Genomic DNA, 25,811 nt, shown 5'->3' on the forward strand with positions numbered 1-25,811 from the left:
TCGGAAGCTTCGTCAGTGACTCAAGATACGTCTGCGGTATGCCCGGTGACCAGGGAAACCGCCACGGTGGCAGCTGGGTGCCCAGTTTCGTCGGGTGGATATGACACCCTGCCCGAGCCGCTCGGACCCGACTCGTTGACCTGGAAGTACTTCGGCTGGTGGACCGGAATGCTCCAGGGGCCGTGGGCCGGCTCGATGCAGAACATGCATCCACAGCTGGGCGCCGCCGTGCAGCAGCACTCGATCTTCTTCATCGAGCGGATGCCGCGGCTGTTCCGGTCCGTCTATCCGATCGGGGGCGTGGTGTTCGACGGCGACCGCGCGCCCAAGACCGGGGCGCAGGTCCGCGACTACCACATCGGGATCAAGGGCGTCGACGATCAGGGGCGGCGCTACAGCGCGCTGAACCCCGACGTCTTCTACTGGGCGCACGCCACGTTCTTCAAGTCGACGCTGCTGGCCGCGGAGTGGCTCGGCGGTGGCCTCACCGAGGCGCAGCGGCGTCAGCTCTTCGACGAGCACATCACGTGGTACCGGATGTACGGCATGAGCATGCGGCCGGTGCCGAAATCGTGGGAAGAGTTCCAGGAGTACTGGGACCACATGTGCAACAACGTGTTAGAGAACAACTGGGCCGCGCGCGAGGTGCTCGATCTGTCCTCGATGCCCAAGCATCCGTCGCTGGAATGGGTGCCGGATTGGCTGTGGCGGATTCAGATCGCAGCGATGCAGAAGTTCTTCAACTTCGCGACGGTTGGCTTGTTCGACCCGCCGGTGCGTGACCTCATGGGCTACACGTGGTCGCCCCGCCAAGAGCGACTGCACCGACTATTCGGCAAGACCATTTATTGGGTCACCAAGTTCCTGCCGAAGCGGATGATGATGCATCCACGCAAGCGCTCGGCATGGGATCGAGCGACCGGACGGCTGCCCGCAGACTCGCCGTTGGTGGAAACGCCGGCGCGCAACCTGCCGCCCGTCGAGTACCGCGACGACCCGCATTACTACAGCCCCAAGGTCTGACCGCTAGCGACGGACGACGTGCCCCGTCCACATGACGCCGTCGAAATACCTTAGTTGCCAACGGTTTTGCGGATCGGGAAACCAGCCGGCCTGAACCGGCGGATAGCGGCCGAACACACCCCGTTGGTCACCGGCCAGGCTCAGCCGATACTCGTAGTCCGCTCGGGCACGCAGGCCCGCGTCGCGGATGGCCGATGCCTTCCTGCGGTGGTTGACGAACAGCAACAGTGCGGCGATCGCTGAGATGGTGACGGCCTCGTACCAGCCGTTCGCGAGCCACCAGAACGTCACGAGCGCCGCTGTGCCGGTGACAACGGGATGGCGTCGCCAGAACGGCTGTCGGGCCTGCTGGTAGAGCACACAGCGAGATTACTTGGTCTGCGGCCGCCGGGACCGCCCGTCTCACGAACTGCCGCTGTGAACCGGCCGCTTGTGGCACGATCTTGAAAACCTTTCGTGCGGAGGTGGAATGCGTAAGGGGCTGGCCCTGTCGGCAGCGACAGCGTCGGTCGCCGCCGCCTGTGCTTGGGCGGCACCAGCGCTCGCAGACGCATGCTTCGACCGCAAGACCCAGTCGTACACCTCGGTGGTCGACAGCCATTTCCACCTTCGGCCGTTTGGCGGGCCGGGCATACCGCTGACGGAGGCGGCTGACTACTGGCGCGAAACCGGCGTTCGCTACGTCAACGTCTACGGCATCGGACAGGTGCTGCCGGAGCGCTCGACGTGCACGTACTACCTCCACTGCGTCGGTGCACCGGTGGTGCCCAGCATGAAGAACGACGTCGAAAATGCGGAGGAGATCGCGCAGACCGACGTCGAAGGGGTGCAGCTCACCCTGTCGATGACGTTTCCCGATCTGGCCAATCCCGCAGGCATTCTCGACCAGATGCGTCAGCTCGACGAGGCGTATCCCGGCAAGTTCAAGTGGATGGGCGAAGTCAACCTGATCAAACAGGCCCTATTCGGTAACCAGGCGCAACCGGCCGACCTCGGCGCCATCGTCTCGTGGCGGCCGTTCATGGATGAACTCCGTCGGCGTGGCATGCCGATCACCATCCACTCCGATCTGGGGAACGACGCGGAGCCGCTGAAGTACCTCTATCTGATGGAGGCCGCGCTCGCCCTCTACCCGGACAACAAGATCGTCTGGCCGCACATGGGCCTGTCCAACGAACAGAAGAAGATCGACCCGGCGCTACACATCGAGACGCTTCGGCGACTCATGGACGAGCGCCCGAACCTCTACTTGGACATCAGTTGGCGAGTGCTGCAGGATTCGTATTTCGCCAACGAGGCGATCAGGAACCAGTACGTGCCGTTCTTCGACCAGTACTCGGCCAGGATCATCCCGGGCACGGACTTCGTCGCGGCGAGGAATAAAAACTTCTCGGTCTATGCCGAGGAGCTCGACGTCACGAGTCAGATCAACAAGTACCTCAACGACAAGGCTTTCCGGGACATCGCGCTCGGGCAGAGCTATTTCGACTTGTTGGGGCTGCCCGTGCGGGCGCCGACGGTGTGTGCGGCGTGAGTACCCGAGGGGACCCCGCGTTTCGATCTTTTCCGCTCGGTGTCAGTGGCGGTGGGTCAGCCTGCTGTTGAGAGTCGACGCCGAGCTGTAACGCGTCGATGGCAGTTTGCGCAGCGGACCTCGCATTTGTCGATCTCGGCCTGTAGGGCGGGCAGATTCCATCCGGCGCGCGCCATAGATCCGACATCACGGAGTTTGTCCCCCGTGACGTGATCGAACTCGAGGACTACGGGGTCATCTTCACCGCAGTCGACGCATGGGTGGGCCAGTAGATGTCGCAGGACGTATTCCTTGGCGGCCGCGATCGCCTTCAGTTTGCCGGCGCGGCGCTGGGTGTTCTTCTCAGGCGTTCGCTGGTAGTACGCCCGGTTGTATTCGCGGCGGCAGCCTGGACAGTAGGTGCCTGTGAACGCGGGACGTTCCTGTCGACAGCGCGGGCACCGCTGGCTAAGCACAACGGGACCTTAACGTCAGGGCCCGACATCGTGCCCCCCGTAGGGCTCGAACCTACGACCTATGGATTAAAAGTCCACAGCTCTACCAACTGAGCTAGAGGGGCTTGCGTGGATCAGGATACTGGGTGCCATCCGAGGGGCTCGTTTGAGGATTGGGGTGCCGGTGCCCTAAGCTATCGAAGCTCACAGCGTCATAGCGTTGCGAGTACCCCGGAGAGATTCGGCTGGGCCCCCTTCGTCTAGCGGCCTAGGACGCCGCCCTTTCAAGGCGGTAGCGCGGGTTCGAATCCCGTAGGGGGTACGCGCGGCGCACGTACGATGGAGCCGCAAGCAAGGCCCTGTGGCGCAGTTGGTTAGCGCGCCGCCCTGTCACGGCGGAGGTCGCGGGTTCGAGTCCCGTCAGGGTCGCCATTTTTGGCGAGGCACTTTGGTTCTCGACATGGCCGGTGCCTTCCGGCCAGGTAGCTCAGTTGGTACGAGCGTCCGCCTGAAAAGCGGAAGGTCGCCGGTTCGATCCCGGCCCTGGCCACATCAGAGGCGGTTTCCGCCTTGACATTGCACTGCATCCGACGTTTATTCGTCGCTTATGCCGACCGCCCGGTCCAATACATCAGCGACCTCGGTGTGCACTCTGCCCCGCGACATGTAGACGTCTTGCGTCATGGACGGCCGCGCGTGCCCAAGCTGGTCGGCGCCAATGCGAGCCGATAGCCCCGAGTCGTCAATCAACGTCGCGACGGTCTTGCGGAAGCTGTGTGACGACACGTCCGGCAGGCCGAGCGAGTCACGGACCTCCCGCCACTGCTTGCTGAAGTTGTCTGGGTCGCGCAGCGTGCCCGTAGACGACGGGAAGATCACGTCACCGGTGGAGGTCCGTAGCGGGTCGCCCTTGCGTCGGTGCAGGGCATCGATGGCGAACTGGGGGAGCGCCACGGATCGTTCGTCTCCGCCCTTAGTCCGCTCCTGACGCACCAGACCCTTGCCCTTGATCCGCACGATCGACCCCGACACCGTCACGACCCGGCGGTCGAGGTCGATGTCCTGCCACCGCAACGCCAACAGCTCTGAGCGCCGTAATCCGGTTGCCGCCAAGAGGATCACCGGGTCGCGTAGATCCTTCTGCTCGCAGTCCCCCGATGCCTCCACGCCTGACAGCAGATCTCGCACCTGATCTACGGCGAGAGCTGGTGCGCCCCTCGTCCTCTTCTTCTCAGCCTTCTTCACACGCCTCGAGGCGATCTCGCGCACCGGGTTGGCTCCGATCGCTCCGGCCATCACCGCGTCGGTCAGCACCGAATTCAACGCGACCTTCGTGTGACGCTCCCGCGTCGCCCCATGGTCGCGGCGGATGCCCTGCAAGATGTCGTTCAGGAGCCCGGGTTCAGCCTCGCTAACCCGGATCCCCACGAATCGTGCCTTGACCGTGTTGATCGTCGCCTCGTACGTGTCGACACTTTTGGGTGCCAGATCGCCATCTGCGCGGCACCGTTCGATGTACCGGGACAGCAGATCGCCCAGCAGCGTTGAGCCCGTGATCGTCCCTGTCCCCGGCGGCCGCCTAGCCGCGATCGCATCGAGAAGAGCACTCTCGGCGCGAGCCCCATACTCATCGGCGACGCCGGCCGGCGTCATGCGTTCAAGTCGGCGGGTCACTCCATCGCGATCCCGGAACCGGCACCGTGCCACCCACACACCCGACTCCACTTGAGTGCGGGTGATTTTGCCGTGCTGCCCAATCCGCAGCGGCGGCCTACCCGCCATCAGTCGGGCACTTTCAAGTTATCGACGGAGAAATTCTTACTCTCGCCGGTGAAACGGAGATCCGGAAACCGGGTCGAAAAGAGCACTTGATACGCCGCGTAGTCGGCGTCTTCAAATTCGTATTCCGGAGGAGAACTTCTGCCCGCGAGCGCTAGGTATTCATCGTGGTCGATGCCGAGTTCATCGTGAAGGTATCTCAGCGCGCTGTCCTCGCTGAGCAACTCCGTAAAGGTGAGCTCGAGGATCTCCATGAATTGACCCGCAGTGCCGTGAACAACGAATGCTGTATTACCCGAGATGATCTCGCGCATCAGCAAGAGTGCTTCTAGATCGCTTCGTGCCATCTCAGTTTCTTCTGCGATTAGGCGGAGACCCTGCCTCTTCTCGCGATATCGAATTGACTGCCGCTGAATCGCATATGACAACGTCCCTGATTCGGGGTTGAGGGCGTCCGCGCTCATCCCAAGCGCGTCAGCCACTGCGAACAGTTCGGTCGCCTTCAATGCGCGCTGTCCGCTTTCGATCCGAGACAGCGTGGTGCGTGTCCACGACACCCCTCGCGCCTCAAGCGAAGTCAAGAAATCCTCCTGTCGGAGATCCTTCTGCTGGCGGGCCTCCGCGATGCGGACGCCGATCGCGCGATCTGAACTCTCCCCAGCCATGCCGAACAGTTTCCCATGTGACGCGCCGATTCCGCACATGACACTTGCGGTTCTCGATCGATCGCGTATCATTCTATTAACGCACATCGAATGTGCGATGTGCAATAGCAGAGAGGTTATATCAGATGCCGACCAGCGAGGATTACTGGCTGACTAGACCGGAGGTGGGAGAGCGGCTCAAGGTCCCAGTTAAAACCTTGGCCCAGTGGGCCTGTCAGGGAAAGGGACCCCGTTATCGGATCTTCGGACGGCACACTCGCTATCGGCTCAGCGACGTTATTGCTTGGGAGGACGCCCAGGTGAGCGGTGGGACTCCGGCGTGATCCGCCCCCAGTTCAACCACGCCAGAGCGGCCCCCGTGAATCCGGTTGCGCCAACAACCAGTGGGGGCCGCTGCGAACCCAACCATCAGCAGAGGGACAGGCTCGATGACGACGATACTCGGTGATGCCGACAGCGTGACGCATATGGGGACGGCGCGTCCATGACTGACGCACGCTTGCCCGAGCGGTGGCTCAACGATCGCCGATTGCAGCGGCTGTCGGCTGACCACTACCGCACGTTCATCAACGCGTTGTTGTGGTCGGTCGCCAACCGCACAGATGGGCGGATCGAGCGTGACGACGTTGCGCTAATCCCGCACTGGTCCGCCAACGCCGCGAAGGCATTCATCGATGCCGGGTTGTTCACGGCACAGGCTGACGGATGGTTGATTGCCGACTACATGTCGACACAGACGTCGCGCAGTGAGCTGGACATGTTGGAGCGGAACCGACGGCGGGATCGGGAGAAGAAGGCCCGCCAGCGGGCCGCGAAATCAGGCGGACCCAACTCAGAGGACCTCGGTGTTGGCGAAAGTGAAACATCCTCTGTCCCTCTGGATGTCCCGGGGGACGGTCCCGGGGAAATGTCCCGGGGGACTGCACAGGCAGGCAGGACAGGCAGGAAGGCAAGGAAGGCCGAGACTCAGGCGCAGCCGTCGCTTGCGGTGGTGAACGGGAAGGCGTCGGGGTGGCGTGGCGCTGGCCCTGACCCATTTTATGAATACCGTTAATTAGCAACATTTTTGAGAGGAGAAGATCGTGAGTGAATTGCGGGTAGTGGAGCCAGTCGAGGTGCTGGTGCCATTGGATGAGCAGGCAGCTAGGAAGTTGGACGGACGTATTCGGCGGTTGGCGAAACAGGCGGGGGATCAGCTGGTTTTGGTGGGCCAGCTGCTCGATGAGGCGAAGGTCGGTCGCATTCATGAAGCGTTGGGCTTTCCCAGTTGGACTGCTTACGTGGCTGATTCGTTGGGCGGGACATTGCAGCTGTCGGGTGCTGCGCGTCAGGCGATGGTGGAGTTGATGGCGGGGGAGGGGATGTCTGTGCGTGCTATCGCGACGGCGACGGGGGTGTCCAAGTCAACTGTTGACCGGGATCTCGCGCAACTGTCCCGCGATGGGACAGTTGACGCGGAATCAACTGTCCCGCAACGGGACAGTTCGCCACACCCAGGCGTAGGGATTGGGCTCGACGGCAAGGTTCGACGTAAGCCACGTCAGGCGCGACGTAGGCGTGAGCAGGAACCTTCGTCAACGCAATCCGCGGCGCGCAAGGTGCCCGTGCAGTCGATGTATCGGCGGACGGTTAAGGCGCTGAATCCTGTTGTGTGCGAGCTGGGGAGTCTCGTTGATGATCCGCGGTGGGTAAAGGCGCGAGAACGGTTCACCGAGAAGGACCGAGCCGAAGTTCATGGAAATATTGCTGTGCTGCAGAAGGTGCTCGCCGCAATGGACGCGACTGCAGTTGCATCGGTCGACGGCGGCGACTCGACCGCGAAGACAGTGCTCTGATGTCCGTCACGCCCGCCAACGACATCGAGGCCTTCGAACGAGTCATCGCCGCATGGTCGGAACCCGTGGACTGCGAGGCGCATACGAAGCTGGGTGCCCAGTGCCGACGTCCAGCGCATTGGCGGCTCGACCTTCACGGCTGCGAGACAGTTCTGTTGTGCCGGCATCATTTGCGCGCTTGGGAGCTGAAGGCACGAAGCACGATGGCGCCCTGGTGCGCCGTTTGCGGCGGACGCTGGCCTTCGATTAATGACGCCTACTCGGTGACACCGCTGTGAGCGCCACACTGCGACTGGTGGAGAACACCGGGGATCGTGGTGGGGAGTTGCCTCCGATCGATGCCTATGAGGTGTGGATGCGTGGCCGCGGCTTGGCGGTACGCACCATCAGCGACACGGTGCTCACCCTGCGGCGTCTCCAGAGCGCGAGCGGCTACCCGATCGAGGCCACGCCGACGTTGGCGGTGTCACGGTTCCTGGGTGCGGAGCAGCTCGGTGCTCGAGCCCGCTATACGTATTTCGGTCACCTGCGCGGGTTCTTCCGGTGGCTGGCCAATGAGGGGATCGGCGCGGACGCGATGGCCACACTGCCCCGCCCCCGGATGCCGCGCTGTACTCCGCGGCCGATTACTACCGAGCAGCTGCAGGCGCTGCTGGAGTTGCCGCTGCGGCGCAAGACCCGTGCCATGGTGCTGCTCGCCGCACTGGCTGGGTTGAGGGCGCATGAGATCGCCAAGGTGCGCGGTCAGGACGTCGACCCTGACGCCCGCACGTTGTACGTGATCGGGAAGGGTGGGCACGCCGCGACGATTCCGTTGCATCCGCTGCTTGTCGAGGTGGCGCGTGCGATGCCGGCGCGGGGCTGGTGGTTTCCGGCGAACTCGACCCGCCCGGGGGAGCACATCGGCTCCCGTCATGTCGTTAACACGGTCAGTGACGCCTGCAAGCGGGCCGACATCCCCGGTGGGACGTGTCACCGTCTCAGGCATTGGTACGGCACGAACCTTGTCGCCAGCGGGGCCGATCTGCGAACTGCGCAGACGCTACTCCGGCACGAAAATCTAGCCAGTACCGCGATCTACACCGAGGTCAGCGACGAGCGCCGCGTCGACGCAATCGATCGACTCGACCCCTTCGGATGACCACGGTTGCAGTGCTCACGTGAGCCCCGGCCTTGGGATAGGTGAAGGAGATCAGGCGTTATCCAACCGCTTCAACACTCTGCGGTCCTCGTCGACGATCTGCTCGAGCAAGTCGTCGCGGCGCGCTCGGCGTCCGTCCTGTGCCTGCCTCCGCCGAATATCCTGGCACCGGCAGTCGTTGACGTGACCGCGTTCCGGCAGGTCGAGCGCATGGCACGCACCCTTGTTGTCGTCGTGTTCGTTGACAGGGCACCCGCACTCCGCGCAGTAGTCGGCCACGCATCACATGCTGCCCCAGCCGCTGCTGACGGTCGACGGTTTATTTTCGCGCGCGGCGCGGCTTACATGAGTTCGCCGGCGCCGCCTGTGATTACATCGGTCCCGAGGATCATGAAGTGCACAACGACGTCGTCGTCTGGGTCGAACACCCGGCCGGGCGTTCCATCCTCGAACTCGACAGTCCACTGGTTCCGGTCGCCGAAGTGATCAGTGACGGTCGAGACTTTTCGGGCGAAGTGAGCCGGCACGCCGTCCAACCCGTCCTGCGGTACGTTGTCGTCGACAAACAGCGGCCAGTACCGCTGTTGGTACTCCGCCAGGCCCGAGGCCTTAACGGTTTGGGTCATGATGACGGTGCAGCTGGGGTCTGGTTGCATGGATGGAACGGTAGACACAGACCCGACTGAGCGGGGGAGTCAATCCTCAATGCGTTGGATTCGGCAGGCTTTGAGGTTGACTCGGCCCCTATGTCCGCACCCGTGTCTTAGCGTTGGTTCCGTGACAGATGAGCCCTCGGAGACCGCTACTGATGGCCGCCCTCCCGAACAAATAATCGATATCGACCAGATTCCGACTTCCTCCGCGCACGCATTCACCCCACTAAAAGGGGTGCGTCAGTACTTCGCGGCACAACACCTTTGGGCCGCACGCCTGATGGCACACCTATGTCGCGAGCGGGAGGAGCAGCTGCTCGCGGAGGTCGCGCACGGTGCCAAACGGAGAGTCGACAAACACCTGCAATCGCTCGCGTTGGGGGCCGTCATGGAATCCGTCGCAATGCTGGAAGCCGTGGTGAACGAAATCTGGCAAGACGCCGCCGAGACGGAACCAATCGTGGCTTCCGAGCGGCTGCAGGGGTTAAGTTCCGACGCGAGAGCGCTGATGCGGGACCTCCGAACACAAAGGGTCGAGCGATCACTCAAGCTGATGGAAAAGTATGCGGTGCTTCTGACGTGCGCAGGTAAGCCGCCGCTAGACAGGTCCCGTAGGCCATATTCGGATGTCAAGGCGCTAATCAAACTGCGCAACGCATTGGTGCACTTCACACCAGAAACGCAGTGGGACAACCAGGTCCATGATCTGGAGGCTGAAATGAAGTACCTGGTCCCCGAGAATCCGCTACTTCACGGTTCACGCCCGTGGTTTCCCCAGCAGCCCCTATGCGCTGGCGGCGCCCGCTGGGCTTGGGAGTCCAGTATGAAATTCGCAGATGACTGGCACACGCAGATGGGGCTTGAGCGCAGTTACCGCTACGGTGTGATTGATTGGCCCGACGGCCTGAATTAAGGACCCGACTATCAGTGATTGTGTTGTGCGGGAACCGAGAAATGCCAGTCTTACCCCATTAGCGAGCCTGGTGTCGTACGCTCCGCTAACAGCAACTTGCCAGGGGGGTCTGAGTGCCGCCATCATCGCGTGTCGTATCCATGGCCGCCATGCCCATAATGCCGTTTCGTGCGGGTGTGTCCGCGTTGTTGATCACTGCGGCAGCGGTGGGCGGCGGCGTGGTCGCGGCTCCCGTAGCCGGTGCGGTTCCTGGTGATCCGCTCGACGGGTGTGTCACGGCGCTGGCTCAGCAGCTCTGTGATGGGCCGATCCGCGAGGACGGGTCGTGGAAGCGATGCTTGTTTAGCAACGGGACGTTACTGGCTCCGGCGACCGCGAACTGCTTCATCGTCCCTGGCGCCGACCAGATCCCAATGTTCCCGATTGGGCAGCCGCCTTACCACATCACCGGATAGGCGACGACTTTCAGTGTTCTGCTCACACCGCCGGGCGGAGTGGACTCTGACGGCGTCTTGTCGCCCCATATCAGGTCGGGCCGTAGCGGAGCTGCGCTACGGGGCGTGGGTGAGGACGACGTTCAGAGCAGACCAGTCGGTGGCTGAATTGATCGCGCCGATGACGGTTGTCGACAGCGGGGAATCGCCAATGATCAACCCGGCCGCCACACCGCCTCGACTTCCGTTGAAGCGTTGTGCGCCACCGGTGATTCCGGAGAAATCGTCACCCCTGGCACCCAAGCCCTGCACCACCAGACTCCCGGCGGGGACCGTCGCGGACTGCGTCGCTGACGAACTCGCCCCGTACGCAGATGCGGGGGTGCCAACCGACGCTATACCCAAGTACGAGACAGAACTCGCGCACGCGGAGTTAGTGGCGTTGCTCTTGCTGGCTATTACCGTCTTGGTGCCACCAGCAACACCGGCGAGGTGGTACAGCGCGAGCTGCCCCAGGCTGGAGTTGTTGTTGTGGAACACAGCGCCCAGCAGTGTCATGGCGACTCCGCCGTACGTGCAACCCGTTGAGGTGGCGGTCCCAGTGGTGCAGTGCCAGACAAATACATCCGCGCCTGCTGTAGCGGTGTGACTCCACGATTGGACGGATCCCGTGCCGTTGCCTCCGTCCCCGACAGCGTCGAAGGGAACGGCCTGTGATCCGGCGAAGAATCCGCCCCTTGCAGTGAACATCATGCGGCACCTCCCACGGCACGTATCCCGGCGCGGATGTTCGCGCACTCGAACCCGTGCATGCTGCGGTCTTGCGAAAGACCCAGCGCCGCAGTGACATCAGCATGCGTTACTGGGCGGCCATTATCCATTTGGACCGCAAGCTGCGCGATGGCCGGCCAACACCGCAATACCAACGGTTTCACCTCACGGATGGGATCTGACGCGTACGCCCCGGCCGTCAACGCGTATCGCCGGAGCTCATCGAAGTCCGGCTGCCCCGCTAACACCTGGTGGATCTGCGCAGGCGTCGGCGAGGGCCCGAACCGTGCGATCGCCTCGGCTACCGGGCCCGCCGCGGCGACCAAGTGACGCCGAGCTTCCGTCACCGTGGTCAACGGCACCACCTTGCATTGACCGTTGAGCTGCCTGCCGTCACGGTGAACGATCGGGTCCCCGTGTTCGGGCCGGTACACCTCTGCAGCGTCCACCTCCCCTCCCAAGACCACTGCGACGGCAGCGTGGCCCGCCTCGTGCGCAGCTGATATCAAGCGCTCTGAAACCTCCGCCGTGCTATGGGGTTTGGCTTCGAGAACGGTGGCGGGTGGCGCCTGGTCGCTCAAGGTCATCGCGGCCTCGCGCAGCATGTCGCGCGAATCCAGCAGATACTCCCAGTGATCGAGGACATCGGCTGGAAGCGTCCGCCCGGCGTTGGCAAAGTCCGCGATGACGTCGATCTCGATACTTGCCCGCTCGATAAGCGCGTCTAATTCCTTGACAGTGCCAGGCAGCTCGGCCGGCAACTCGAACAGGTCCACGCGCTTACATCCTCTCCACGACTGACGGATTCAACGGTTCAGCGGCGGGACCGGCACACAGCACAGACATCCCACCGCTGAACCAACCGGGGCCCGCAACACCCCGATAACCACCTTCGACTTCGACCCAGACGCCGGCGCTGTACAGCATCACGGGCCCTCATCAGGTGGTACAACCTCGGCGGCGCCGATCAGCGCTTCGTATCCGATCACCAGCGACCGCTCCGCGATCACGTGAAACCGGTTGTGCTCCAGCTTCTCCGCCGGATGCAGGTGAACTTCGCCGCGCCAGCCAAACGGCTGCGACGTCGCCACTAACGTGTCACCCAGCGTTTCGGGATACCCACCCCCGAAAACCCAAGTGTGACCAGATGGCGTCTTGAAACCCGCGCCCGTACGCACCAGCAGATTCGCCTGCGCTGCAACAGACATCCACGAGGGACGTCCATGAATGAATCCGAGGGTGTTCGTCGCCGCCAGCATCTCATCCAGTGCACCGACCGCAGCGACAAGGTCGACCACCTCGGTTGGCGTGTCAACATCATCAAGCAGCCGGGCCGCGAACTCCGCCTCCACCGCGACAGGCTCACGCAAACGGTGGATCTGGGCCGCACGGGTACGAATCTCATCCCTCGACGGCGCCGTGAGGTCACATTCGTCGGCCGCCCACGTCGTGATCGCCGCGAACACCGGCAATGCGGCCGGACGGTCAGCAGCCCGCTTCACGTCCGCCTCGGGGACCAGGTCCTCCTCCGAGACGTTCCAGGCAGCCGCCCACACACCAAAGCTGCCGTCCACGCCGTAGTTCCAGGGTTTGATTTCGACACCGTCCGGCAACCACCGCTCGGCGTCGCCAGCCGTCGGCTGCCACTGCGTCACCGCGAACAACCCGGCAGCCGACGGATTCACCAGCGGCGCGTCAAACGGCACCGGCGCCAACACACTCGTCATATCGAAACATCCTCTCTCACCACAGGATTAGCCAGACCGGACAAACCCCCGCAGCCGAATCCCGCGCAAGCCGATTGCTCACAGCCGCAGCCTCCGCATATCGGCAGCCACGCGCAGCCGCTCCCGGTCCTGCGCCACCGACTCCGCCAGCACCCGTCCCGCTAACGCCTGCTGACGCCGATTCCGCAGCTCCGGCAGCCGGTTTCGCAACATCGCGACCCTTTGATCGAAACCGACGGGGATTTGACTCGACAACGCCTCGGAGAGAGCCACATCAAGCTCAGACACCCGCCCCGCCGGTTGCGCCGCCACCACCACCGCTAAATCCGCGCTCAACGGCTCCACCACCGCCACAAGGCGATCCACCCACGCGCCGGAATACAAGTCCGCCTCGTCGACCTCCGGAATCGCCGCATGGCCCGGATCGGCCACCACCGCAGACAACCGGTCACGCGCACCGTCCGGTAACACCGACAGTGGCTGCTTCGCGATCAGCTCCACCAAAGCGGCCCGAAGATCCCGCACCGACCGCGCGACCTCACGGACGTCACGCAGCGGCTCCAACTCCAGAGGTGCCGCACCCTCAGCGAACAATCTGCCCACCCCGCGCCGGTCCGCCAACCGCACACCGTCCGCCAACAAGCCCTGGATCTCAACCGCCAACGGCCGAAGCTGCCCCGAAACCTCCTGACGCAGATCGAAGTCCGTGAAGTGAACTAGCCACCCCTGGCCCCGCTGCTCCCGCGCCGCAGCCTGGTCGAAATCCACCCGCCTCGGCACCGACCGCACCGACGAACCCCGCCCACGACGACTCGACGCCGACGACAACGGCGCATCCGACGTCAACAACGAACGACGCCGCACCACCCGCTCAGAATCGACCGGCGACGCGACATCCCACCCGCCACTCACCGCACCAGCCCCAAAAGCTGCGCACACAGCGCATCAACACCCGCAGGAGACAAACGGGCAGCCTCAGCAGCAATCACCCGCCGCACACGCCAATACGCAATCCCCGCCACACAATCACGCACCCGCTCGTCATCCTCACCCACACCCCGAGCACGCCACGAACCGTACTCAGCACGCCACGACGTAGCCGTCCGCGAACCCGGATCAACACTCACCATCACCATGGCGCAGACCGTACGCACGTACCGTGCACACACCCCTCCACGTCAACCAACAACGCAACTGAAATGCGAAAATCACGAAAAAAATCGCAGAAATTTGTTCGACCGCTCCGCTGCGCTCAGCGGGCACCCCCCTCAGGTAAACCTCCCCGGCATTTCTGACGGCGACACCCAGGGTGTCGCCGGGGTGGACATCCCTACCGCTGAAGGGACGTCCTACTCGGTGTCGCGCGCTTCTCGCTCGATCACCTGCTCACGCAATGCCACTAGCTCTTCAGCTGACACCTGCCCGGACGCGAGCACCTGCCGCGCGATCGACATCGCCAGCGGCCATAACGGATCATCCCGACCCGTCAGGTTTAAGAGTCGTTGCCGGTATTCAGCGAACTTCCGTGTGAACGCCTCTGCCTCAGCGACTAGGGAATCCGGGTCATCGTTCACCGTCGTCCTCCTCGCCGGCATCCAACGCAAGCGCCTGCTCAATCCACGAACGACCCGTGGAGCTCGGCTCTTCACGAGACCGCTCAACCGCGGCCCACTCCGCGAGTTCATCAGCGGAGACAGCACCGCCCACTGCCAGGACATCACGGACGATGCTGACCTGCACCGGCCATACCGGATCACCCGGGCCGATGACGGTGCCGACCGCCTCCCGGCACGCTTGCACCGCCGCAGCCTCGAGCTGCTCAGGATCAAGCTGCCCTGACGTGATGTCCTGCGCTACCGACATCGCGCTCGCAACCGCGGATCGCCTCGCGGCCGCCCGCCTATCGTGCCTGTTCAATTCGGTTCCTTTACTTCTCATTCCATCAACTCCTGACCTATCTACGCGTAGGTTCACTGCTCGATTTCGGGTATCTCCACCACCTCCGCATCCAGGACCGCCATCAGCTCACGTTCAGCGTCAGCAAGGATTTCCGCCGGGGATCGGAAGTGCGTCACCTGGACCTCAACCTGCTTCGGCGCATGCAAACCATCGAGGTTGGCCAGCTCGCGTGTGGTCAGCCGGATCTCACGGCTTGTCGCTGTAATCGCCTGCACGTCACCGCGTTGCGTCGCAAGCGCCAACTCCTCGTGTAACCGCTGCTGAGTGAGACGCAGCCCCTCAGCCAGTGAGCGACGTGCGAATTCCGGAGTCTCACGTATCCGGTCGTAATGGCGTGTCACAGCGATATGAGCCGCCTGTCGACTCCTATACGCCAGATGGTCCGCGATCGCTTGCCAGCTGTACCCACGGGCCCGAAGGCCGGCAGCCTGTTCGGCGCGAGCCCGCGCTTCCCTCAACGACGTCACGTCAACAACCTGTCAACACCGCGTGCAATCGACCGGGTGCCCGCGCGCCCGCGTCGTGGAATGGTGCTATCCCGTTCACCCGCCCTTTAAAGGGGCGGGGTGAAACGTGATTGGTGGACGTGTGATTGGCGTGATTGCTTTCGTGATTGCCTGGCCTGCGGCGGTCTTGCGCGCGTGATTGCTTGTGACCGTATGTGATTGGCTTGTCGTGGGAAAAGTGCGTGATTGCCCCTGGCCTGCGGTTATCGGTCAAATCGTGATTGGGCGTGATTGCTCTTGGCGGCTGGCGCGTAGGGGTTATTCCGGCTCCCGTGATTGCTTCTCAGCGAGGAACCATGCTGCTGGAGTGCGGTTGTCTCCGCCGCCGCGGCCGCCTTCGACGCGTACCAACCTGGCGTTGCTGTCGAGCTTGCGGCGGGCCTTCTCGATGTCAGCGCGTGACGGGTTGGACTTGTCGGTGATCGCCTGTGCGAGGCCGCGTGCGGTTAACCCGTCTGCTCCGGATGCGCGTACTAGCTCGATCGGATCGACGGCGTGCTCGACCGTCAGTACACCGGCGGCCGGGTCGTGAAGGAGCCGCCATGGACCCACCTCGTCGGCAGGCTGTTTGAGGTGGGTGAATCTGATGATGGGGTCGCCGGGGTTGCCGTTGAGGAGAATGACCGACCCGCAGCCGGAGGTGAGCCATGTCGAGCCGTAGACGTCGTCGATGGACAGATGTGCGTCCTTCTGCTTGTGGTCGCGCTTCTTGGTGTGGTGGAGATCGATAAGTTGGCGGCCGGATGCGAGAAGGTGTTGTCTGGCGCGGTTGTATGCCGCGCCGACTTCGTCGTTGGATAGGCCGAGGGCTGCGTCCTTGACGGAGTCGACGATCACGATGTCGGCGTCGAGATCGTGTGCCATGGCGGCGAGCATGTCGGGGCGGGCAGCGAGGTCGGTGGGCGGCGGCCCAGGTCGGATGAAGAGTTTGTCGTCGAGTGCGGCTCGGTCGTTCTCTGTGAATTGGCGGCCAAGGGATCGGGCGATCTGGCGCGGTCGGTCCATTGCGAGGTAAAGGACACGGTCGGCGGCGACCTGTACCGGTTGGCTGAGAACTTCAGCGTCGCCGCGGCCTAGGAGGGCGCGGACTAGCTGACCGACCAAGGTGGTTTTCCCGACGCCCTGGGGGCCGGCGATCATCAGGGATTCACCTTCGGCCCAGAGAACTTCGTTGCCTTGACCCCAGATGGCTGGGATGTGGTCGGGTTCGTCGAGGATGAACGCGCCTCCGCCGACGATTCCCCACTGATCTCTTGGGCTCGGCTCGATGACGTTAGGAGGATCGTGGACGGCTGGCGCGGCGTCGAAGTTGAGGTCGTGAATTGTCATCGGATCCCTCGTGTAGCGGGGTTGGTGAGAGATGGCTTGCTGGGGCGTCAGTTGCTTGGAGCTCGGACCGCCCACGGCCGTGATGCGCGGAAGTGGGCTCGGTGTTGAACGTCGCGGCTGACTGCCCGCCAGTCGGGGGCGGCCGCGACAGCTCGGCTCGCGTCAGCGCGCGCGGCCTGCGCGGTCTCGATGCGCAGCGCGTGGTGTTGGGCGCCGTCGAGAATCGCAGCCCACCGGCGTGGGTCGTCGTGGGCTAGTGAGCACCAGGCGGGGGTGCCGAGCATCGGCCAGTCGTTGACTTGTTTGAGGACTGCGTCGACGAATTCGTGCACCGACCACCAGCTGACTTGCTGGGCGCCCGGATTGTCCGGTGCTGACGGCGGCAGTCCGGTAGTCATTCGCGGTGGCTCACGTCGCCGATGTGATCGTTAGCCGGCGCAGGACTATCTGGCGGGGCTAGGCCTTGCCCAGAAAGAGGGATCTGCAGTTCCTTGGACGCGGCCTCGTCGCGTTGACGATTGGCGCGCGCGCCGCTGGGGACATACGGGATCAGCATGGCGTCGATGTCGCTCGCCTTGATCCGGACGGGCGCGTTCCTTGATCGGCCTACCTTGACGGCGGGAAGCTTCCCTTGCCGTAGCCAATCGCGGATCGTCCACGCCGAGACGCCGCACTGGTCCGCGGCCTCAGCAACGGTAAATAGGTATTTCGGTGCAGTTGGGGTGCTCCGCATTCTCGTGGTCCTTTCACGTCGATTGGTGGAGTGTGAGGGTGCGGGGTGCAGCGGCTACCGGCTTTGATGTCACCGGGGCCGGGTCGAGCCGTCCTGACACGCCATCTGCCCTGATCAGCGCGACGGCCCAGTGCAGGCGGCAACGATTGAGGGGGCCGCTACCTGGGTATGTTTTTCGACACACGAAAGGGCGCCTTGGGGGTTGCGGCAGGAGAACGGGATGGAACCATTACGGTTGCAGAATGGCGGGGTGGAGCAGCGATATCGACTGCTATCCGGCCGTCAAGCAGTTCTTACGGGCCCTAGAAAAGGCTGGTTGGGAGCTGGAGAAGCGGGTGGGCGAATACGCATATGTAATCTGCAACTGCGCCGAGGAACATCGCGGCCGGGTTATATTGAACCCATGTTTGCCGGATGTGCTGGAGAAGTACATCCGCGTAATACGAAACACGACGTGTTTTCAGTGAGGTGAATGACATGAGCACGACCTACTGGGTCGAGATGAGCTTGCTGGTATCCGGCTCACCCGACGCCGACTTGGTGGCGTTCGTGGAGGAGCTCGCGTCCGTCTTGGACAAAGATCACGACGGCGAAGTGATGTACACGTTTGCCAGCAAGACCGGTCATCTCACGTTGGCGCTGTCAACGGTCAGCGACGCCGACACGATGCAGGTGTGCGGCCACGTCGCCACCACCGTGCGGTCGGCAGCTCACGGGATGGGCGCGCACACGCCGGGATGGCCGCAAGCACCGGTCACCCTTTCGGACTTCACTGGCTTCAGCATCAAATCGTTGGACCGCGAAACCGTTCCCTGCTGAGTTGACGTTGGTTGACGTTGGTTGACGTTGGTTGGCGTTGGTTGACGTTGGTAGGCATTAGCCCTAGACTTGCTCTCGTAGCCATCCCATTGCGGTGGGATCGGAAGTGAGCCACAGGATAACTCGCCGGACGACGAGGCCTGTGGCTCGCGGCTTTCAGGGGCTAATGGTGTGGATTTCCACGGTTGACCCGAGAATGTCCAGGTAGGCGGGGTTCCCCACGCGCGACTGGACAACTGCACCGCACACGATGTCCGATGCCCACAGGGCAGGCTCGACGCGGCCTACGGCGTGATCGATCCGCAGGGTCGGGGTGATGGCACGGCCGGACCGCAGAAGTTGCAGAGTGTGCAGGTCGCTGGCGTCGAGCGTGTGGCGCGACTCAAATGTGATGGTTGAGCAGGGCATTTCCGCGAGATGGGGCAGCAGAAACTCGAGGCATTTGCGGCGGTGCCGCTTGTCGCTGGCATCCTGCTCGACGTGGACGACGACGAACCCGGCGACGGGCAGCTGGGCGACGGTTTGGACCAGCTCGTGGCGGCGCTCGTCGCTGCTGCCGTGCCAGTGCAGCTTCTTCTCGCCGATCATCCGCAGCGCTTCCATCATTTTGCGCAGCTCGGGTACGTCGTCCTCGTCGCAGAGGGTGGCGCCGAGCATGTAGGCGCCCGGGTCAAGTTTGGGGATCGAGCCGCTCTCGTCACCCCATGCTGTCATCACGTGCGAGAACCCTAATCAGCTGGGTCAACAAGGTCTGTACGGGCACCCCGCCCGGGCCGGTTGATGTTCCACTCGTCGATCGTCGACGCGAGCCAGCCGCGCAGCGTTCCCCGCGGCAGAGTGCCGTCCGAGTTGATCGGCCCGATCACCGCATCCGCCGGCGGCAGCCTGTAGCGGCTCAACGTGTTCGGCTCGACACCGATCCGCTGCGCGAACTCGGCGACGTTAAAGTACCGGGTCGGCTGGTGTCGGGCCGGCTCATTCTTCTTCGCCAGGTCGGCGTAGTACTCCGCCATGCCTTTGTAGAGCTTCATCGGGTGGCTCAATCTCTCGTCTGAGCCACCCACAATACAGGATGTCCGTGTAATGTAACTACAGGTTTGAACTGTAAGGTTTGTGAGGCGCTTCAATAGCGTGGTTGGGCCCGCCAGCAGCGGCCTGCGTCCTGCCACGACAGCGGGTGACGGACTTCGCCCCATTTTCCAGTTGACGCATATTCGTCTGAAATGCCCGCGACACACCGAGAATCGTCGGCACCCAGCGAGCAAACTGTGAAGGGGATCGTGCAGGTAGAAAGGCACTTTCGGCAATCGTTGCGGCGCGTCAAGAATCGTCAACCTAAAAGCGGAAGGTCGCCGGTTCGATCCCGGCCCTGGCCACTCAAAGGCGGTTTCCGCCGCAATCTCCGCACCCCTCCACTCCGGTACTGCGACGTACCAGAACCGCTGGATCAGGGCACCAGTACGACCTTCCCGACGTTCTCGCGCGCGGCGAGGATGCGATGCGCCTCGGCCGCATTGTCGAACGGCACCGCGGCATGCACCACCGGCGACACGACGCCGTCGGCCAGCGCCTCCTGCAGCGGACCGATCCAGGGCTCGAGGGTGCTGCGGTCGTCCCACAGCGCCAGCATGTTCAGCCCGATGACGGCCTTGGACTCCGACAGCTGTTTGGTCAGGTTGAACCCACGCAGCATCGGCAGCAGCTGCGGTAGCGCGGTACGCAGGGAACGCTTTTCGCCCTGCTGCAACGCCGAGATGCCGTACGCCACCAGCCTGCCGCCGGGCCGCAGCAGGTTGTACGACCGGCGTAGCGACGCGCCCCCGATGGCGTCGAGCACGATGTCGTACGGCGGCAGATCCTTCCACCACCCGTCGCGCCGGTAGTCGATGGTGCGGTCGACCCCCATCTCGGTCAGCCTCTGATGCTTGCCTGGTGATGCGGTGCCGTGGATTTCGACGCCGGCGGGTTTGGCGAGCTGGATCGCCGCGATACCGACGCCACCCGCCGCCGCATGGATGAGTATCCGTTCACCGGCCCGCAGCGATCCGTACCCGTACAGTGCCGCCCACGCGGTCGCGTAGTTGACCGGTACGGCCGCGCCCTGCTCGAACGTGAGGGTCTCCGGCAGCGGCACCGTGTCGGCAGCCTTGACGTTGACGATCTCGGCGTAACCGCCGAAACGCGTTCCAGCCAAAACCCTTTCGGCAACGCGTGCCGCATCGACTCCCGCACCAACCGCCTCGATGGTGCCCGACACCTCGTAACCGACGACGCACGGCGGCTTCGGCGCCTCGGGGTAGAGGCCGACCCGGGCGAGATGATCGGCGAAGTTCACGCCCGCGGCACGGACTGCCACGCGCACCTCGCCGGCCGCCGGCGGTGGTGGGTCTGGCCGCTCTTGGACCTTCAGCACCGAGAGATCGCCGTGCTTGGTGATGACGACCGCGCGCACGGCTACTCCGTCGCCTTCGCCTGCTCGAACAGGGTCGCGTCGTGGGCGCAGACCATCAACAGGTCGGGCTCCCGGCGCCGGTACAGCTCGGTGAGGCGAGCGTGGTTGTCCGCCACCTTCTTTCGATCGAAGGCGAGCAGAGGCTCGATGGCCTTGATCGGGCCCGGCACCTTCGAATGTCCGTCCAGGGTGCCGTGGTGATAGAAGGCGTCCCCGCAGTGCAGCACCCAGCGGTGCCCGGCGTCGACGGCGATGCACGCGTGCCCCCGGGTATGACCGGGCAGCGATATCAGCACGATCCCCGGCGCGATCTCGTCGAGCTCCTTGGCGGCCGCAAAGCCCCGCCACTTCTCCCCGGCGGGATCGTGCTCGACGAGCTTGGGTCCGTGCGCCCACTGGGCGGCGCGGAAGCGGGTCTTCTCCCGAAACGTCGGTTCGCGCACTGCGCCGAGCACCTCGGCGGCGGTCACGTGGATCTGCGCGTCGGGGAAGTCGGAGATCCCGCCGATGTGGTCCATGTCGAAATGCGTGACGACGATGTGGCGGACGTCGGCGCGGGTGAAGCCGAGACGCTCCACCTGGCGCAGGGCCGTTTCGTCGTGGTCGAACGTCGGCTTGAAGAGATGGCGCGTCGGTCCGATCCGGGCGTGGTGGTTGCAGTCGTGCGAGCCGAATCCGGTGTCGACGAGGACGAGACCGTTGTCGGTCTCGACGAGCAGGACGTGGCAGACGATCCTCGGGGCACCGTACGGGTTCATCGTCCCGCAGTTGAGATGGTGGACTTTCACAGCTCTCCCGTTCCCACCATGGCGAGTAGCTCGCCGCGTCCGATCTGCGTGACCAGGCTGGCCGAGTCGAAGTAGATGCGTTCGTTGACGATGCGGTCACCCTCGAAGGCGAACACCGCGATGATCGGCACCCGGAAGGCCTTGCCTGTCGGCGACAGACCGTAGAACTCGCCGAGATTCGTTCCCAGCAGGTCGAATTCGACGATGACGGCGTCGTCGGCGACGTGGCAGCGGACGTTGTCGTGGCGCTGGTCCGGGAAAGCGGTTCGGGTGGTCAAGTAGTAGCCCATGACCTCGTCGTCGCCGTCGAACACTTGGCCGGTGGCCATGATCTCGTAGTGCGGATGGCCGTTAAAGGTGGCCAGGGTGCGGTCGAACTCCTTCGTCACCTCGGTGTCCATGTGCTCTCGGATCACCGCGAGGCGGCGGTCACGCAGATCGTCGGAGATCATTCGTGAACTGTATGCCGCCGCTTATGTGTCAGACCGCGGATTGAAGTGCCCCGAGCTGTTGATGCCTGTGCTGACGCTCAGCTGCGGCGAGGTAGGCCGCCCACGCGAACGCCGAGCTGGCGAACAGAATGAACCCGCAGAAGAGCCAGGGGTGTTTGATGCCGCGCCGGCGGCCGTCGATGATCGACCACACCGGGAAGAGCAGGACACTCATGACGGTGTAGTCCTGGCTTGCCGAGCTGGCAGCGGAGTTCGCATATCCGAGCGTGATGAACTCCCACCAGCTTCCGGGACCCCAGATGAAGTTGTGCACGCCGCCGGGTGGTGCGTAGTCGGCCACGTACTGATTGTTGAAGTAGTAGCCGAGCACGACCGTCGCGAGGCCCGCGACGTAATAGAAGAGTTCGAGCCCGGTCACCTGTGGTCCGGAGGAGTAGCGGGCGAAGATCGCGGGATTGGTCTTGACGATGACGGCCATCGTCGCGAACGCGAGGACAAGGTGGACGATCAGCGAAACCATGGGAGCAGTGTCGCACCGGCATCCCGAGTTTTGTCAATATTGACATAACTGGGTGCGGTAGTTTTCTCCCATGGTTCGCCCCGCCCAGACAGCACGAAGTGAGCGCACACGTGAGGCGCTGCGGCAGGCTGCCGTGGTGCGGTTCCTGGCCCAGGGGTTCGAGGAAACGTCTGCCGAGCAGATCGCCGCCGACGCCGGCGTCTCGCTGCGCACGTTCTACCGGCACTTCGCGTCCAAGCACGACCTGTTGTTCGCCGATTACGCAGGCCTGCAATGGTTTCGGGCCGCGCTGTCCGAACGCGCTCCCGACGAATCGATCATCGATGCGGTGCACTCGGCGATCATGGCGCGGCCGTACGACGACTGGGCCGTCGCGCAGACGGCCGCGCTTCGCGCCCAGGAAATCGAACCCGACCGGATCGTCCGGCACATCCGGCAGGTCGAGGCCGATTTCGCCCAGGCCATCGACCAGCACCTCACCGAGGTGGATCCGCCCGCGCCGGGCACCGACGAACGTATGCGGATCGCGGTCACCGCGCGGTGCATCGCGGCGGCGGTGTTCGGCGCGATGGAGGTGTGGATGCTCGGCGAGGAACGCTCGCTGCCCGAGTTGTCACGACTGACCCGGGAGGCACTGGACACGCTCGCCAAGGGGATCAGCTGAAAGTTTTGTCAATATTGACAAAACGTTGGCTGCATGCCAGCCTCAGCGCATGACGAACTTCGATGCGATCGTCGTCGGCGCGGGACACAACGGACTGACCGCCGCCGCACTGCTGCAGAAGGCGGGGCTGCGCACGCTCTGCCTCGATTTCAAGCTCTATGCCGGGGGGATGGCTTCCACCGTCGAGCTGTTCGATGGCTTCAACTTCGAGATCGCCGGGTCGGTGCAGATCCCGACGTCGGCAGTCGTCAGCCGCGAGCTCGGGCTCGACGAGTTGCCGACCGTCGACCTCGACGTGATGTCGGTGTCCCTTCGCGGTGTCGGTGACGAACCACTCGTCTACTACACCGATCCGATGAAACTCATGACCCACATCAACGAGGTGCACGGCGCGGAGGCCGTCAACGGGATGGCGGGCCTGCTGGCGTGGTGTCAAGCGCCGACCCGGGCGCTCGGGCGGTTCGACGCGGGCCAGCCGCCGAAGACGCTCGACGAGATGTATGACTGTGCAACAAACGAATTCGAACGTTCGACGATCACCGATCTGCTGTTCGGCTCGGTCACCGATGTGATCGACCGGTATCTGCCGGACAAGGAGAAGCACGGCGCACTGCGCGGCATGCTCTCACTGCTGGCGTGCAACACCACCTACCGTGGCCCGGCAACCCCCGGCACCGCGGCGGCGTTGGCCTACGGATTCGCCGTTCCCGACGAGAACGCGCTGCTCGTCAAGAAGCTCGAGGGCGGCATCGGTGCACTGACCTCGCATCTGTGCGATGTATTCACCTCCAATGGCGGTGAGTTGCGACTGCGCGCCAAGGTCGAGGAGATTCTGGTCGCCGACGGTCGGGTGACCGGAATCCGGCTGGAGGGCGGCTCCGTCATCACCGCGCCGATCGTGATCTCCGGTATCGCACCGGATCTCACGATCAACGGAATGGTCGACCCCGCCGCGCTGCCTGCAGACATTAGGGAACGCTTCTCACGTCAGGACCACCGCGGCAGCTACCTGCAGATGCATTTCGCGCTCGACGGCATCCCGGAATTCGCGGCGCCCTACGAACTGCTCAACGATCCGGCGATGCAGTCGAACATCGGAATCTTCTCCACCCCTGAGGAATTGCAGCAGCAGTGGGAGGACTGCCGGCACGGGGTCGTGCCCGCCGATCCCTCGATCGCATTGCAGATTCCGTCGGTCAACGACCCGAGCCTGGCGCCGCCGGGCAAGCACGCCGCGTCGGCGTTCTCGCTGTGGTTCCCGATCGAGGAGTCGGAGAAGAGCTACGGCGAGATGAAGGCCGAGATGGGTCAGCGGGTGATCGACAAGATCACCCGACTCGCCCCGAACTTCGAGAGCCTGATCCTCAAGCACACCACCTTCACCCCCAAGCACATGGGCACCATGTTCGGTGCGCCCGGCGGCGACTACTGTCACGGGCTCATCCACCCGGATCAGATCGGGCCGAACCGGCCGGGTCCGAAAGGCTATGTCGATCAACCGATCCCGATCGACGGCCTGTATCTCGGCAGCGCCGGATGTCACGGCGGCCCCGGCATCACGTTCGTACCCGGTTACAACGCGGCGAAGCAGGCGCTGGCCGACGCGTCGTAGACGCTGCGGGTTTTCGATCCACCGCCGACGGGCATCCAAGCGACATGGGGCTCACCGTCGCGGTCACCGGTCCAACGGGCGAAATCGGCATCTCGGCGGTCACCGAACTCGAACGTGACCCCGGCATCGACCGAATCATAGGGATGGCGCGCCGGCCGTTCGACCCGGCGGCCCAAGGCTGGACCAAGACCGAGTACCGGCAGGGTGACATCACCGTGCGCGAGCAGGTCGACGAACTGGTCGTCGACGCCGACGTGGTCGTCCACCTCGCGTTCATCATCATGGGATCGCGCAAGGAGAGCAGCCGGGTCAACCTTGCGGGCACCCGCAACGTCTTCGAGGCGACGGTCGCGGCTCAACGGTCCCGCCGACTGGTCTACACGTCCTCGGTGGCCGCCTACGGCTACCACTCCGACAATCCGATACCCATCACCGAAGATGTGCCGCCGCGCGGCTCGCCCGAGCACTACTACTCCGAGCAGAAGTCCGCGTGCGAAGCCGCGCTGCAGGACATCGTTGCCGGCTCGTCGCTGGAGGTCTATGTGCTGCGCCCGTGCATCGTCGCCGGACCCAAAGCGCATGCGCTGGCCGACGTCATGCCGTGGAATCAGCTGCCCGGGCCCGTGAAGCGCGCGACGAGTGTGCTGCCACTGCTCAAACCGCTGCTTCCCGATCCCGGCGTCCCGCTGCAACTTGCCCATCACGACGATGTCGCCTCGGCGATCGCCTTGGCCGCGACCACGTCGGCTCCTCCCGGTGCCTACAACTTGGCCGGAGATGGGGTGGTCTCGATCTCCACAGTGGCCGAGGAGCTTGGCGCCCGACCCGTGCCGGTGCCCAGAGTCGCGGCGACGGTTGCGTCGGAGGTCATGGCCAGGCTTCCCTTCATTCCGTCTGCGTTGGAATGGCTGCATGCCAGCCGCACGCCGGTCGTCATGGACACGAGCAAAGCGAAGACCCAACTCGGGTGGACGCCGAAATACACTGCGGCCGAGACGCTGTCGGCGCTTGCGGACAGCCTCGACTAACGGGTTGATCGCGTGCACCAGGTGCGTGGAATCAACCCGT

Annotated in this window: 34 protein-coding genes and 4 tRNA genes; 16 read left to right on the forward strand and 22 right to left on the reverse strand. The window is 63.9% G+C overall.

Annotated elements, in window-relative coordinates:
• The first annotated feature begins 15 nt into the window (after positions 1–15).
• Positions 16–1,023, forward strand: coding sequence for an oxygenase MpaB family protein (locus H7J93_RS14630; protein WP_267307033.1), 1,008 nt, complete (start codon positions 16–18; stop codon positions 1,021–1,023).
• 3 nt (positions 1,024–1,026) lie between these two features.
• Here the strand turns inward: H7J93_RS14630 and H7J93_RS29265 are convergent, their stop codons facing one another.
• The gene (locus H7J93_RS29265; RefSeq protein WP_267307034.1) at positions 1,027–1,383 is read right to left on the reverse strand and encodes a DUF2510 domain-containing protein; all 357 of its coding nucleotides are present in this window, start codon (positions 1,381–1,383) and stop codon (positions 1,027–1,029) included.
• Between the two features lie 109 nt (positions 1,384–1,492).
• On the opposite strand from H7J93_RS29265, the gene H7J93_RS14640 reads away from it, so the two are divergent.
• Positions 1,493–2,557, forward strand: coding sequence for an amidohydrolase family protein (locus H7J93_RS14640; RefSeq protein ID WP_267307035.1), 1,065 nt, complete (start codon positions 1,493–1,495; stop codon positions 2,555–2,557).
• 486 nt (positions 2,558–3,043) lie between these two features.
• Here H7J93_RS14640 and H7J93_RS14645 read toward each other — a convergent pair.
• Positions 3,044–3,116, reverse strand: a tRNA-Lys gene (locus H7J93_RS14645).
• Between the two features lie 124 nt (positions 3,117–3,240).
• Here H7J93_RS14645 and H7J93_RS14650 point away from each other — a divergent pair.
• The 3 genes from H7J93_RS14650 (at position 3,241) to H7J93_RS14660 (ending at position 3,541) form a co-directional block, all read left to right on the forward strand.
• A tRNA-Glu gene (locus H7J93_RS14650) sits at positions 3,241–3,313 on the forward strand.
• A 33-nt stretch (positions 3,314–3,346) separates the two neighbouring features.
• A tRNA-Asp gene (locus H7J93_RS14655) sits at positions 3,347–3,423 on the forward strand.
• Positions 3,424–3,467: 44 nt separating this feature from the next.
• Positions 3,468–3,541, forward strand: a tRNA-Phe gene (locus H7J93_RS14660).
• Between the two features lie 44 nt (positions 3,542–3,585).
• On the opposite strand, the gene H7J93_RS14665 is transcribed toward H7J93_RS14660, so the two are convergent.
• Together H7J93_RS14665 and H7J93_RS14670 are read right to left on the reverse strand one after the other, a co-directional pair.
• The gene (locus H7J93_RS14665; protein WP_267307036.1) at positions 3,586–4,644 is read right to left on the reverse strand and encodes a tyrosine-type recombinase/integrase; all 1,059 of its coding nucleotides are present in this window, start codon (positions 4,642–4,644) and stop codon (positions 3,586–3,588) included.
• A gap of 128 nt (positions 4,645–4,772) precedes the next feature.
• The gene (locus H7J93_RS14670; protein WP_267307037.1) at positions 4,773–5,435 is read right to left on the reverse strand and encodes a helix-turn-helix domain-containing protein; all 663 of its coding nucleotides are present in this window, start codon (positions 5,433–5,435) and stop codon (positions 4,773–4,775) included.
• 125 nt (positions 5,436–5,560) lie between these two features.
• Here H7J93_RS14670 and H7J93_RS14675 point away from each other — a divergent pair, with 125 nt between their 5' ends.
• The 5 genes from H7J93_RS14675 (at position 5,561) to H7J93_RS29270 (ending at position 8,411) form a co-directional block, all read left to right on the forward strand.
• Complete coding sequence (locus H7J93_RS14675) at positions 5,561–5,758, forward strand: helix-turn-helix transcriptional regulator (RefSeq protein WP_267307038.1); 198 nt, start codon at positions 5,561–5,563, stop codon at positions 5,756–5,758.
• Positions 5,759–5,919: 161 nt separating this feature from the next.
• A complete protein-coding gene (locus tag H7J93_RS14680) occupies positions 5,920–6,489 on the forward strand; it encodes a hypothetical protein (protein ID WP_267307039.1) in 570 nt (189 codons plus the stop codon).
• 28 nt (positions 6,490–6,517) lie between these two features.
• Entirely contained in the window at positions 6,518–7,270 is a 753-nt protein-coding gene (locus tag H7J93_RS14685) for a winged helix-turn-helix domain-containing protein (protein WP_267307040.1), read from the forward strand.
• Positions 7,270–7,548: a hypothetical protein gene (locus H7J93_RS14690; RefSeq protein WP_267307041.1), complete on the forward strand. Its 279-nt coding sequence runs from the start codon at positions 7,270–7,272 to the stop codon at positions 7,546–7,548. Before H7J93_RS14685 ends, H7J93_RS14690 begins: the two co-directional genes overlap by 1 nt.
• Complete coding sequence (locus H7J93_RS29270; protein ID WP_267307042.1) at positions 7,545–8,411, forward strand: tyrosine-type recombinase/integrase; 867 nt, start codon at positions 7,545–7,547, stop codon at positions 8,409–8,411. The genes H7J93_RS14690 and H7J93_RS29270 overlap by 4 nt, the downstream gene beginning before the upstream one ends.
• A gap of 51 nt (positions 8,412–8,462) precedes the next feature.
• On the opposite strand, the gene H7J93_RS14700 is transcribed toward H7J93_RS29270, so the two are convergent.
• Positions 8,463–8,690 (reverse strand): hypothetical protein, encoded by a 228-nt coding sequence (locus tag H7J93_RS14700; RefSeq protein ID WP_267307043.1) that lies wholly within the window; start codon positions 8,688–8,690, stop codon positions 8,463–8,465.
• A 62-nt stretch (positions 8,691–8,752) separates the two neighbouring features.
• The gene (locus tag H7J93_RS14705) at positions 8,753–9,067 is read right to left on the reverse strand and encodes a hypothetical protein (RefSeq protein WP_267307044.1); all 315 of its coding nucleotides are present in this window, start codon (positions 9,065–9,067) and stop codon (positions 8,753–8,755) included.
• Between the two features lie 121 nt (positions 9,068–9,188).
• Here H7J93_RS14705 and H7J93_RS14710 point away from each other — a divergent pair, with 121 nt between their 5' ends.
• Positions 9,189–9,977: a hypothetical protein gene (locus H7J93_RS14710; RefSeq protein WP_267307045.1), complete on the forward strand. Its 789-nt coding sequence runs from the start codon at positions 9,189–9,191 to the stop codon at positions 9,975–9,977.
• A 158-nt stretch (positions 9,978–10,135) separates the two neighbouring features.
• Positions 10,136–10,432, forward strand: a complete 297-nt coding sequence (locus H7J93_RS29520) for a CDGP domain-containing protein (RefSeq protein ID WP_443677670.1) — start codon at positions 10,136–10,138, stop codon at positions 10,430–10,432.
• A gap of 96 nt (positions 10,433–10,528) precedes the next feature.
• Here H7J93_RS29520 and H7J93_RS14715 read toward each other — a convergent pair whose 3' ends face one another.
• The 10 genes from H7J93_RS14715 to H7J93_RS14760 all read right to left on the reverse strand — a co-directional run bounded on the left by H7J93_RS14715 (position 10,529) and on the right by H7J93_RS14760 (position 17,436).
• Positions 10,529–10,969 carry a hypothetical protein gene (locus H7J93_RS14715; RefSeq protein WP_267307046.1) on the reverse strand — a complete coding sequence of 147 codons (441 nt, stop codon included), beginning with the start codon at positions 10,967–10,969 and terminating at the stop codon, positions 10,529–10,531.
• A 191-nt stretch (positions 10,970–11,160) separates the two neighbouring features.
• Positions 11,161–11,958, reverse strand: a complete 798-nt coding sequence (locus tag H7J93_RS14720) for a hypothetical protein (protein WP_267307047.1) — start codon at positions 11,956–11,958, stop codon at positions 11,161–11,163.
• A 150-nt stretch (positions 11,959–12,108) separates the two neighbouring features.
• On the reverse strand, positions 12,109–12,909 hold the full coding sequence (locus H7J93_RS14725) for a hypothetical protein (RefSeq protein WP_267307048.1): 801 nt from the start codon (positions 12,907–12,909) through the stop codon (positions 12,109–12,111).
• A gap of 78 nt (positions 12,910–12,987) precedes the next feature.
• A complete protein-coding gene (locus H7J93_RS14730; protein ID WP_267307049.1) occupies positions 12,988–13,821 on the reverse strand; it encodes a hypothetical protein in 834 nt (277 codons plus the stop codon).
• A 437-nt stretch (positions 13,822–14,258) separates the two neighbouring features.
• Positions 14,259–14,483 carry a hypothetical protein gene (locus tag H7J93_RS14735; RefSeq protein WP_267307050.1) on the reverse strand — a complete coding sequence of 75 codons (225 nt, stop codon included), beginning with the start codon at positions 14,481–14,483 and terminating at the stop codon, positions 14,259–14,261.
• On the reverse strand, positions 14,473–14,772 hold the full coding sequence (locus tag H7J93_RS14740; RefSeq protein ID WP_267307051.1) for a flagellar hook-length control protein: 300 nt from the start codon (positions 14,770–14,772) through the stop codon (positions 14,473–14,475). Before H7J93_RS14740 ends, H7J93_RS14735 begins: the two co-directional genes overlap by 11 nt.
• A 107-nt stretch (positions 14,773–14,879) precedes the next feature.
• The gene (locus H7J93_RS14745) at positions 14,880–15,209 is read right to left on the reverse strand and encodes a hypothetical protein (RefSeq protein ID WP_267307052.1); all 330 of its coding nucleotides are present in this window, start codon (positions 15,207–15,209) and stop codon (positions 14,880–14,882) included.
• 423 nt (positions 15,210–15,632) lie between these two features.
• Positions 15,633–16,703, reverse strand: a complete 1,071-nt coding sequence (locus H7J93_RS14750; RefSeq protein WP_267307053.1) for an AAA family ATPase — start codon at positions 16,701–16,703, stop codon at positions 15,633–15,635.
• A 47-nt stretch (positions 16,704–16,750) separates the two neighbouring features.
• Positions 16,751–17,101 carry a DUF2742 domain-containing protein gene (locus H7J93_RS14755; RefSeq protein WP_267307054.1) on the reverse strand — a complete coding sequence of 117 codons (351 nt, stop codon included), beginning with the start codon at positions 17,099–17,101 and terminating at the stop codon, positions 16,751–16,753.
• Positions 17,098–17,436: a helix-turn-helix domain-containing protein gene (locus tag H7J93_RS14760; RefSeq protein WP_267307055.1), complete on the reverse strand. Its 339-nt coding sequence runs from the start codon at positions 17,434–17,436 to the stop codon at positions 17,098–17,100. The genes H7J93_RS14755 and H7J93_RS14760 overlap by 4 nt, the downstream gene beginning before the upstream one ends.
• Positions 17,437–17,913: 477 nt before the next feature.
• Between H7J93_RS14760 and H7J93_RS14765 the strand changes: the two genes are divergently transcribed.
• On the forward strand, positions 17,914–18,255 hold the full coding sequence (locus H7J93_RS14765; RefSeq protein ID WP_267307056.1) for a hypothetical protein: 342 nt from the start codon (positions 17,914–17,916) through the stop codon (positions 18,253–18,255).
• A gap of 156 nt (positions 18,256–18,411) precedes the next feature.
• Here the strand turns inward: H7J93_RS14765 and H7J93_RS14770 are convergent, their stop codons facing one another.
• From H7J93_RS14770 to H7J93_RS14795, 6 genes are all read right to left on the reverse strand, one after another.
• On the reverse strand, positions 18,412–18,969 hold the full coding sequence (locus H7J93_RS14770; RefSeq protein ID WP_276022015.1) for a hypothetical protein: 558 nt from the start codon (positions 18,967–18,969) through the stop codon (positions 18,412–18,414).
• A 14-nt stretch (positions 18,970–18,983) separates the two neighbouring features.
• Positions 18,984–19,286, reverse strand: coding sequence for a hypothetical protein (locus H7J93_RS14775; protein ID WP_267307058.1), 303 nt, complete (start codon positions 19,284–19,286; stop codon positions 18,984–18,986).
• A gap of 416 nt (positions 19,287–19,702) precedes the next feature.
• A complete protein-coding gene (locus H7J93_RS14780) occupies positions 19,703–20,707 on the reverse strand; it encodes a synaptic vesicle VAT-1 family membrane protein (RefSeq protein WP_267307059.1) in 1,005 nt (334 codons plus the stop codon).
• Between the two features lie 2 nt (positions 20,708–20,709).
• A complete protein-coding gene (locus H7J93_RS14785) occupies positions 20,710–21,495 on the reverse strand; it encodes an MBL fold metallo-hydrolase (RefSeq protein WP_267307060.1) in 786 nt (261 codons plus the stop codon).
• Positions 21,492–21,947 (reverse strand): ester cyclase, encoded by a 456-nt coding sequence (locus H7J93_RS14790; RefSeq protein WP_267307061.1) that lies wholly within the window; start codon positions 21,945–21,947, stop codon positions 21,492–21,494. Before H7J93_RS14790 ends, H7J93_RS14785 begins: the two co-directional genes overlap by 4 nt.
• A gap of 28 nt (positions 21,948–21,975) precedes the next feature.
• On the reverse strand, positions 21,976–22,467 hold the full coding sequence (locus H7J93_RS14795; RefSeq protein ID WP_267307062.1) for a DUF2834 domain-containing protein: 492 nt from the start codon (positions 22,465–22,467) through the stop codon (positions 21,976–21,978).
• A gap of 70 nt (positions 22,468–22,537) precedes the next feature.
• Between H7J93_RS14795 and H7J93_RS14800 the strand changes: the two genes are divergently transcribed.
• From H7J93_RS14800 to H7J93_RS14810, 3 genes are read left to right on the forward strand one after another with little or no spacing between them, the layout of a single operon-like run.
• Complete coding sequence (locus H7J93_RS14800) at positions 22,538–23,131, forward strand: TetR/AcrR family transcriptional regulator (RefSeq protein WP_267307063.1); 594 nt, start codon at positions 22,538–22,540, stop codon at positions 23,129–23,131.
• A 49-nt stretch (positions 23,132–23,180) separates the two neighbouring features.
• A complete protein-coding gene (locus H7J93_RS14805) occupies positions 23,181–24,743 on the forward strand; it encodes a phytoene desaturase family protein (RefSeq protein WP_267307064.1) in 1,563 nt (520 codons plus the stop codon).
• Between the two features lie 44 nt (positions 24,744–24,787).
• Positions 24,788–25,771, forward strand: a complete 984-nt coding sequence (locus H7J93_RS14810; protein WP_267307065.1) for an NAD-dependent epimerase/dehydratase family protein — start codon at positions 24,788–24,790, stop codon at positions 25,769–25,771.
• The last annotated feature ends 40 nt before the right edge of the window (positions 25,772–25,811 follow it).

Origin of the sequence: Mycobacterium barrassiae, assembly GCF_025822765.1 — a bacterium.
Lineage (GTDB): Bacteria > Actinomycetota > Actinomycetes > Mycobacteriales > Mycobacteriaceae > Mycobacterium > Mycobacterium barrassiae.